At 70.2% G+C, this 7563-nt stretch carries 8 protein-coding genes; all 8 read right to left on the reverse strand.

All coding sequences use genetic code 11. The features are described 5' to 3' along the window. Positions 1–77: 77 nt before the first annotated feature. Positions 78–1049 carry an aldo/keto reductase gene (locus BQ8420_RS24790; RefSeq protein WP_087101710.1) on the reverse strand — a complete coding sequence of 324 codons (972 nt, stop codon included), beginning with the start codon at positions 1047–1049 and terminating at the stop codon, positions 78–80. After that, positions 1049–1531: a MerR family transcriptional regulator gene (locus BQ8420_RS24795; protein ID WP_087101712.1), complete on the reverse strand. Its 483-nt coding sequence runs from the start codon at positions 1529–1531 to the stop codon at positions 1049–1051. The genes BQ8420_RS24790 and BQ8420_RS24795 overlap by 1 nt, the downstream gene beginning before the upstream one ends. Before the next feature lie 198 nt (positions 1532–1729). After that, on the reverse strand, positions 1730–2380 hold the full coding sequence (locus BQ8420_RS24800) for a TetR/AcrR family transcriptional regulator (RefSeq protein WP_087101714.1): 651 nt from the start codon (positions 2378–2380) through the stop codon (positions 1730–1732). A gap of 49 nt (positions 2381–2429) precedes the next feature. Beyond that, positions 2430–3236 carry a hypothetical protein gene (locus BQ8420_RS24805; RefSeq protein ID WP_087101716.1) on the reverse strand — a complete coding sequence of 269 codons (807 nt, stop codon included), beginning with the start codon at positions 3234–3236 and terminating at the stop codon, positions 2430–2432. A 74-nt stretch (positions 3237–3310) separates the two neighbouring features. Next, positions 3311–4540, reverse strand: a complete 1230-nt coding sequence (locus BQ8420_RS24810) for an acyl-CoA dehydrogenase family protein (RefSeq protein ID WP_087101718.1) — start codon at positions 4538–4540, stop codon at positions 3311–3313. Between the two features lie 184 nt (positions 4541–4724). Then, on the reverse strand, positions 4725–5666 hold the full coding sequence (locus BQ8420_RS24815) for a sugar kinase (RefSeq protein WP_087101720.1): 942 nt from the start codon (positions 5664–5666) through the stop codon (positions 4725–4727). Next, positions 5663–6280, reverse strand: coding sequence for a bifunctional 4-hydroxy-2-oxoglutarate aldolase/2-dehydro-3-deoxy-phosphogluconate aldolase (locus BQ8420_RS24820; RefSeq protein WP_087101722.1), 618 nt, complete (start codon positions 6278–6280; stop codon positions 5663–5665). The genes BQ8420_RS24815 and BQ8420_RS24820 overlap by 4 nt, the downstream gene beginning before the upstream one ends. Before the next feature lie 11 nt (positions 6281–6291). Beyond that, on the reverse strand, positions 6292–7506 hold the full coding sequence (manD, locus tag BQ8420_RS24825; RefSeq protein WP_087101724.1) for a D-mannonate dehydratase ManD: 1215 nt from the start codon (positions 7504–7506) through the stop codon (positions 6292–6294). Positions 7507–7563 lie beyond the last annotated feature (57 nt).

Raw genomic sequence — 7563 nt, forward strand, 5'->3', positions numbered from 1 at the left:
CCCCCGTTCCTCCCGCTCCCGGCCCGGCCCCGGTCCCGGTCACACGGTTCCCGGGACGCCGGCCCGCGCACGGGTCCTCAGTGCGCGGCGGTCAACCTCTCGTGCTGGTCCGCGCTCAAGCGCAGGTCGACCCCTTCCAGGACCTCGTCCAGCTGGCCGATCGAGCTGACCCCCACCAGCGGCACGATGGCCGGGTCGTGGTCCAACAACCAGGCGAGAACGACCTGGTTGCGACTGGCTCCGGTCTCCTTGGCGACCTCGTCGAGTACCGCCAGACGCACCTGGGTGCCCGGGTGGTCGTAGGCGTACTCGAAGGAGCGGCCGGGCCGGGTGTAGGCGCCCGACAGCAGTGAGTTGTACACCAGCAGGGTGTGGTCGCGTCCCTGCGAAGCCTCAGAGTGGATGAAGTCGAACAACTCCGGGGTGACGAACCTGTGCCCCGATGCCTGGAGGGGCACCTCGTCGCGGGCTTGCAGGTAGGTGTATCGGTACTGCAGGACGCGTGGGCGGGGCCATCCGTTGTTCTCGGCCGCGGCGCGGGCACGCTCCAGCCGCCAGGTGCGGTGGTTGCTCATACCGAGTTCACGGACGTGTCCTCGCTCGACCAGGTCGGCGAAGGCCCCCATGGTCTCCTCGACCGGGGTGAGGGGGTCCTCACGGTGGGCGTAGAGCAGGTCCAGGGTGTCCATGCCCAAGCGCCGCCGGCTGCGTTCGACCGCGGCGGTGACGGCCTTGGTGGACAGTCCCTCCTGGGCCTCCAGTCCGGCGCCGGGAATGGTGGGTTGGGCACCGACCTTGGTCGCGATGAAGACCTCGTCGGTGATGCCGCGCTCGCGTCGCCACCGTCCCAGCAAGGTCTCGCTCTCGTTCCCCTGTCCGCCTTCGACCCAGAACTGGTAGCAGTCGGCGGTGTCGATGAACGTGCCGCCCGCGTCGACGAACCGGTCGAGCAGGGCCAGGGAGGTATCGGGGTCGGTGGTGCTACCGAACTGCATCGCGCCCAGGCACAGGGCGCTGACGCTTCGGTCGCCGATGGTGGTGTAGCGCATCAGGCGTTCTCCTTCACGGTGCTGTCCGTCATGAGCGCCGCCGTGTCCGACAGGGCGGCGGGGGCAGGGGTCGGAGTGTCCTCGGAACCTTCGGGGCGCCGGGTGAGCTCGGGGCGGTCCGACAGCACCCCGAGGTAGTAGTCGATCTTGTGCCGGATGGCCTCTTGGCGTTCCCGCAACTGGTCGATGTGCGCGCTCAGCCGGTGTTGGTGGCTCTGCAACACCTCCACCCGTTCGGGGATGGTGTGGTCGCCGTCGCGAACCAGTTCGGCGAACTCGCGCAGCCGGGAGATGGGCATGTCGGTGTCGCGCAGGCACCGCACCAGGTGGAGGAGTTCGACGTCGTCGGCGCGGTAGCGGCGGTGCCCACTGGGGGCGCGGTCGACCCGGCGCAGCAGGCCGGCCTTCTCGTAGTAACGGAGGGTGTCCAGGGTGAGGTCGAAGCGTGCGGCGATCTCACCCGGGGTGAAGTAGTCCTTCATGTGAGAAAGCATGGGACCTGGAGCGCACTCCAGGTCAAGCCCTTGGCCGAAAAATGCCGGAAAACGTTGGTGGGACGGCGTTCGGTGGGATGAGCCGACGACGTGGCGTCAGGATGGGGGCCGGCGTGAGGGAGGGTGTGCGGTGCGCGGGAAAGGTGCGCGAGGTGACCGGGGGTGCCCGGGGGTGCCCGGTCACCGTCACCGGGCGCTACCTCGAATGGCCCCCACGACGGCCGCGGTGAGGTCCTCGATGATCTCGTCCTCCCCGACCTCGGGGTGTTCGAGCCACCACTCCCCCGCCGCCTGGACCATGCCGACCACGGCGTGCCCGGCGATCTGGGCGCGCAACCGGCCCCGGATGCGGCCCTCGGTGATGAGCAGGTCGGCGAGTTCCTCTCCCAGCCGTCGGACCATGAGGCCGAGGTCGCTACGGGTGCGCACGTCCTCGGAGGTGGCCCGGTCCATGAGGAACCGGTACAGGTTGAGGTTCTGGGAGATCATCGACAGGTACGCGCCGACGGTCGCTCCGGCCCGCACCTCGAAGTCGGTGTGCTGGTGCAACTCGGCGCGGATGCGTTCGATGAGCGGGTCGACGTGGCGTTGGGCCAGCGCCCGGTAGAGGCCGCCCTTGTCACCGAAGTGCCGGTACAGGATGGGTTTGCTGATGCCCGCCTCGGTGGCGATGGCGAGCATGGAGGCGTCGTGGCCCTCGCGTTGGATGACCCGGTCGGCGGCGTCCAGGATGGCCTTGCGCCGTTCGGGGTCGCGCCCGCGCGCGTTGCGTCCCCGGCGGGGGGCGGGGGCGTCGTTCGCGCCGGGCACTGTCTGTCGGGTGTCTTCGAAGGCCACAAGGGTTCACCGTAGCGGTTCCGGGGCGGCTCGGGACCGCCGTGCGGGTTCAGGTCCTCAGTGCGATCCAGGTCGCGCGGGCCTGGGCGAGCAGCCCGCCGTCCGCGTCGTAGAGCGCGCTTCCGGTGCGGATCTTACGGCCGTCCACCGACATCAACCGGCCCATGACCACGGTGGTCTCGCCCACCTTCGGGGCGCTGAGCACCTGGGCGGTGAAGCGGCCCAGGAGGATGGGGCGTCCGGTGACGTCGTGGGACCAGCCGCCGGGGCAGTCCAGGGCCGCCCACACCTGGGCGAACGCGGCAGCGCCGGTCCCGTCGTCGACAGCGGGGTCGACCGGCCAGGGGCAGGCGACGGTGTTGCCGACGTTGGCGGGGCCGTCTCCCGGCAGGACCTGGCCGGCGAACAGGCGCAGCCCGTCGCCCTCCTCGCGTTCGGGGCCACAGCTGTAGCAGCGTGGGAAGGGGTGGTCGACGAAGCCGGGGTAGAGCTTGCTCGCGTTCTCGGCCTCGGCGACGGAGACGGGGCCGCCGGGGATCACGCCGCGGTCGAAGGGGGCCACGCGCACGGCTTCGGCGACCAGAATGGTGTCCCCGGGCTCCTTGGCGGTGTCGGGGTCATCGCCTCCTTCGGCCGCTTCGGTGGTCAGGCACAGGGCGTCCTCTCCGTCGGGTTCGACGGTCAGCGGCCGGTCCAGCGGCGGTGGGGTGCGCAGGGTGACCTGGACGGCCGTGCCACCGACGCGGGTGAGCCGTTCGGCGAGCAGGCCGGCGCTGTAGCCGCCGTTGCCGGAACCGTCGGGACCGTTGAATCCGCCGGGGATGGTGATCGTGGGGGCGCCTTTGCCAGGTGTCATGCGCCAAAGGGTAGTGGGCGTGTCCGGAATGTCCGCGCCCACCCCCTCGGACACCGAGAGAAGTCCCGGGTTCCCTAGCGAACGGGCAGGCCGGTGATGGTGCGGCCGATGATGAGCTTCTGGATCTCGCTGGCGCCCTCGAAGATGGTGAAGATGGTGGCGTCGCGGTGCCAGCGCTCCACCGGGTACTCGCGGGTGTAGCCGTTGCCGCCCAGGATGCGCAGTGCGTTCTGGGTGACGAACGTGGCGGTCTCGGAGGCGTAGAGCTTGCTCATGGAGCCTTCGGCGTTGTCGAAGTCCTTGCCGTTGCGGGCCATCCACGCGGCGCGCCAGACCAGGAGCCGGGCGGCGTCGATACGGGTGGCCATGTCGGCCAGCAGGAAGGCCACGCCCTGGTTGTCGCCGATGGGCCTGCCGAACTGTTCGCGCTGGATCGAGTAGTCGCGGGCGTACTCGTAGGCGGCGCGGGCGGTGCCGACCGCCATGACGCCGACGCTCGGGCGTGAGGCCTCGAAGGTCTTCATGGCGGCTTGTCCCTTGGAGCGCTTGCCCTCCTTGGCGCGGGCCAGCCGCTCGTCGAGCTTGTCCTTGCCGCCCAGGAGGCAGGAGCCGGGCACGCGCACGTCGTCGAGGACGACCTCGGCGGTGTGCGAGGCACGGATGCCGTGCTTCTTGAACTTCTGGCCTTGCGACAGGCCCGGGGTGTTCGGCGGGACGATGAACGACGCCTGCCCGCGCGAACGCAGTTCCGGTTCCACACTGGCCACGATGACGTGGACGTCGGCGATGCCGCCGTTGGTCGCCCAGGTCTTGACGCCGTTGAGGACCCACTCGTCCTTGGCCTGGTCATAGACGGCGCGGGTCTTGATGGCGGAGACGTCGGAGCCGGCGTCGGGCTCGGAGGAACAGAACGCGCCGAGCCTGACGTCGTCGGGGGTGCCGAACATCTGCGGCACCCATTCGAAGAGCTGGTCCTGGGTGCCGTTGGAGGCGACGGAGACGGCGGCCAGGCCGGTACCGGTGATGGACAGGGCGATGCCGGGGTCGCCCCAGTAGAGCTCCTCGAAGGCGACGGGGATGCCCAGGCCGCTGGGTTCGAGCCACTGGTTCGCGAAGAAGTCCAGAGAGTACAGACCGATCTTGGCGGCCTCCTGGATGACCGGCCAGGGCGTCTCCTCGCGTTCGTCCCACTCGGCCCCGGCGGGGCGGATGACGTCCTTGGCGAACCCGTGGGCCCAGTCCCGGACGTCGCGAACGTCCTCGCTCGGTTCCAGGCTGAAGGTGGGGGCGGTGTCCTCGCTCATGCGGTCGCGTCCTTCGTCGGACCCTCCGGGGGCGGAGGGGCTGCTTACGTGTGTTACCAACGGTAACACGCAAGGATGCCCCTACGAAAGACGGGAGGGCAACCCCCATGAGCTGCAAAGAGAGGCGGAGAACACGAAGTCCCCGGCCGGGCGCGAACCCGGCCGGGGACTTCTCTCGAACCACCTACGGGAGTGCGCCGCGTGGCGGCATCTCCGGGTCGTCGACCACCGCGCCGGGTCGGGCGACGACCCGGGCGGCCAGCGCGTGCGCCCGACGCGCCGAGTCCACGGCGCCCTCCCCCCGCAGCCGCGCCGCGAGGTATCCGGCGTTGAAGGAGTCCCCCGCCGCCGTGGTGTCGACGACCTCGTCCACCACCTCGGCCGGCACGTGCAGGGGCTCCTCGCCGGTCTCCCCTTCCACATGGACCACGCACCCGCGGGCGCCGTCCTTGACCACGACCTCTCGCGGCCCCTGCCCACGCAGGCGCCGGGCCGCTTCGACGGGTGAGTCGTCGCCGAACAGCGCCTTCTCGTCGTCGAAGGTCGACAGTGCCGTGTCGGCCAGCCCGTAGGCGGTGCTCACCGCCTCGCGTGCGGCCTCCCGGTTCGGCCACCCGGCGGGCCGGTAGTTGCTGTCGAACACCACGCGCGCGCCCTGTTCCCGCGCCTGCTCCAGGAGCTCCCACAGGTGCCGCCTCGCCCGGTCCGTCAGCAGTTGCAGGGTCACCGCGGAGAGGTAGAGCACGTCGTGGCCGTTCAGGCCCTCGGCGAGGTCGTGCCCGTCGCCGAAGAGCCCGCGCGCGGGCGACTGCGACCGGTAGTAGGTGAACGAACGCTCGCCCGCCTCGTCGGTGCGCACCAGGTACAGCCCCGGTTGCGTTCCGCTCACCCGTCCCACCAGGTGGGTTCCCACCCCTTCCTCGCGCATGGTCTCCAGCACGAGGTCGCTGTAGTGGTCGTCGCCCAGCAGTGTCAGGTAGTCGACGCCCACCTCTTGGGGCGCGGTGCTCCGGGCCAGGTAGACGGCGGTGTTGTAGGTGTCACCGGCCACGCTCAGGCGCAGGTCGTGCTCGGTGCGGTGGGTGAGTTCGAGCATGCATTCACCCATGGCCAGGAACCGGGTCACCGTTCCACCTCCGATCGTTGTTCACGCGCCGCGGCGAAGTGCCCGGCGAGGTCGTCGACCCCGAAGAGTTCGGAGCCGACCGCGACCGCGAACGCCCCCGCCGCCAACCAGTCCGGCACCTGGCCCGGGCCGATCCCGCCGGAGGGCACCAGCCGGCACCCCGGCAGCACCGGAGCCAGGGACCGAAGGTAGCGGGTCCCTCCCACGTGTGCGGGAAAGACCTTGGCGATCCCCGCGCCGGCGACCGACGCGAGCTCCCCCGGTGTGTGGCCGCCCTCGATCAGCAGCGTCCCCGAACCGGCCACGGCGTGCCGCACCTCGGGCACCGGGTAGGGGCTGACCAGGAAGGACGCGCCGTGCCGCAGCGCCCGCTCGGCCACGGCCGGCTCGGTGACGGTGCCCATGCCCCAGACCATGTCCGGCATCGCTTCGGTGAACTCCGCGAGCCGGGCCTCCCCCTCGGGGATGGAGGTGGTCAGTTCCACCACCTTGGCTCCGGACTCGTGCAGCCGGTGCACCTGGTCCCGCAGCCGCGACGGGTCGGAGGTGCGCAGCACGGGCAGGATCCCGGCCGCGCCCAACTCTTCGAGGACTTCCTCTTTCGAGCCTGTCATGTCGGTTCCCCTCACCAGTCGTGCATGGAGCCGTCCAGGCGACGGTTCACCGGCAGGTACCTGGGCTCGTACGGGTAGCGCGCCGCGGCCTCCTCGTCGATCTCCACGCCCAGCCCGGGGGCGTCGCCCGGGTGCATGTAGCCGTCCTCGAACGTGTAAGAGGTCTTGAACACCTCACCGGCCGGATCCAGGTGGCCCATGTACTCCTGGATGCCGAAGTTGGGCACGGTCAGGTCCAGGTGCAGCGCGGCGGCGAACGACACCGGGGACAGGTCCCCCGCCCCGTGCGAACCGGTGCGCACCCCGTGCAGGTCGGCCAGGTCGAAGATCTTGCGCAGGTGGGTGATGCCGCCGGTGTGGGAGACCGACGTCCTGATGTAGTCGATGAGCCGGTTGCCGATCAGGTACTGGCAGTCCCAGATGGAGTTGAAGACCTCGCCCACCGCCAGCGGGGTGGTGGTGTGCTGCCGAATGGTCCGGAAGGCCTCTTGGTCCTCGGCCGGTGTCGCGTCCTCGATCCAGAACATCCGGTAGGGCTCCAGGGACTTGCCCAACTGGGCTGCCTCCAGCGGGGAGAGCCGGTGGTGCACGTCGTGCAGCAGGTGGAAGTCGTAGCCGAACCGGTCCCGGACCGCCTTCATCATCTTCGGCGCGAAGTCCAGGTAGTACGGCGTGTGCCAGGCGTTGTCGGAGGGCATCGCGGCATCGGCGGGCTCGTAGGTGTGGCCGGTGCCCGGGTGGTGCAGTCCGTAGGTGCTGTCCAGTCCGGGTACGGCGGCCTGGACCCGCACGGCCTTGTAGCCCTGGTCGAGGTAGCCCGCGACGTCGTCGAGGAGTTCGTCGATGGTCCCCCCGCTGGCGTGGCCGTAGATCATGACGCCGTCGCGCGCGGCCCCGCCGAGCAGCCGGTGGACGGGCTGTCCGGTGACCTTGCCGAGGATGTCCCACAGGGCGCAGTCGACCGCGGCGATGGCGGTCATGGTCACCGGTCCGCGCCGCCAGTAGGCGCCCCGGTACAGGTACTGCCAGATGTCGTTGATCCGCCCGGCGTCCCGGCCCACCAGGAGCGGGCACACGTGGTCGCGCAGGTAGGACACCACCGACAGCTCACGCCCGTTGAGCGTGGCGTCGCCGATGCCGGTGACCCCGTCCTCGGTGGTGATCTTCAGGGTGACGTAGTTGCGTCCGGGACACGTCACGATGACGTCCGCTGAGGCGATCTTCATGGTCGGTTCCTCGTTCGGTTCGGTTCGGGGTGGTGGGGGTGATGGAGCGGTGAGGGC

It is taken from the genome of Nocardiopsis sp. JB363, from assembly GCF_900143625.1.
Classification (GTDB): Bacteria; Actinomycetota; Actinomycetes; order Streptosporangiales; family Streptosporangiaceae; genus Nocardiopsis.

Bases quoted from the DNA above. Each gene is read 5' to 3' on its own strand.
- BQ8420_RS24790 (WP_087101710.1), bottom strand. From the start codon at position 1,049: ATGCGCTACACCACCATCGGCGACCGAAGCGTCAGCGCCCTGTGCCTG.
- BQ8420_RS24795 (WP_087101712.1), bottom strand. From the start codon at position 1,531: ATGAAGGACTACTTCACCCCGGGTGAGATCGCCGCACGCTTCGACCTC.
- BQ8420_RS24805 (WP_087101716.1), bottom strand. From the start codon at position 3,236: ATGACACCTGGCAAAGGCGCCCCCACGATCACCATCCCCGGCGGATTC.
- BQ8420_RS24810 (WP_087101718.1), bottom strand. From the start codon at position 4,540: ATGAGCGAGGACACCGCCCCCACCTTCAGCCTGGAACCGAGCGAGGAC.
- BQ8420_RS24820 (WP_087101722.1), bottom strand. From the start codon at position 6,280: ATGACAGGCTCGAAAGAGGAAGTCCTCGAAGAGTTGGGCGCGGCCGGG.
- manD (WP_087101724.1), bottom strand. From the start codon at position 7,506: ATGAAGATCGCCTCAGCGGACGTCATCGTGACGTGTCCCGGACGCAAC.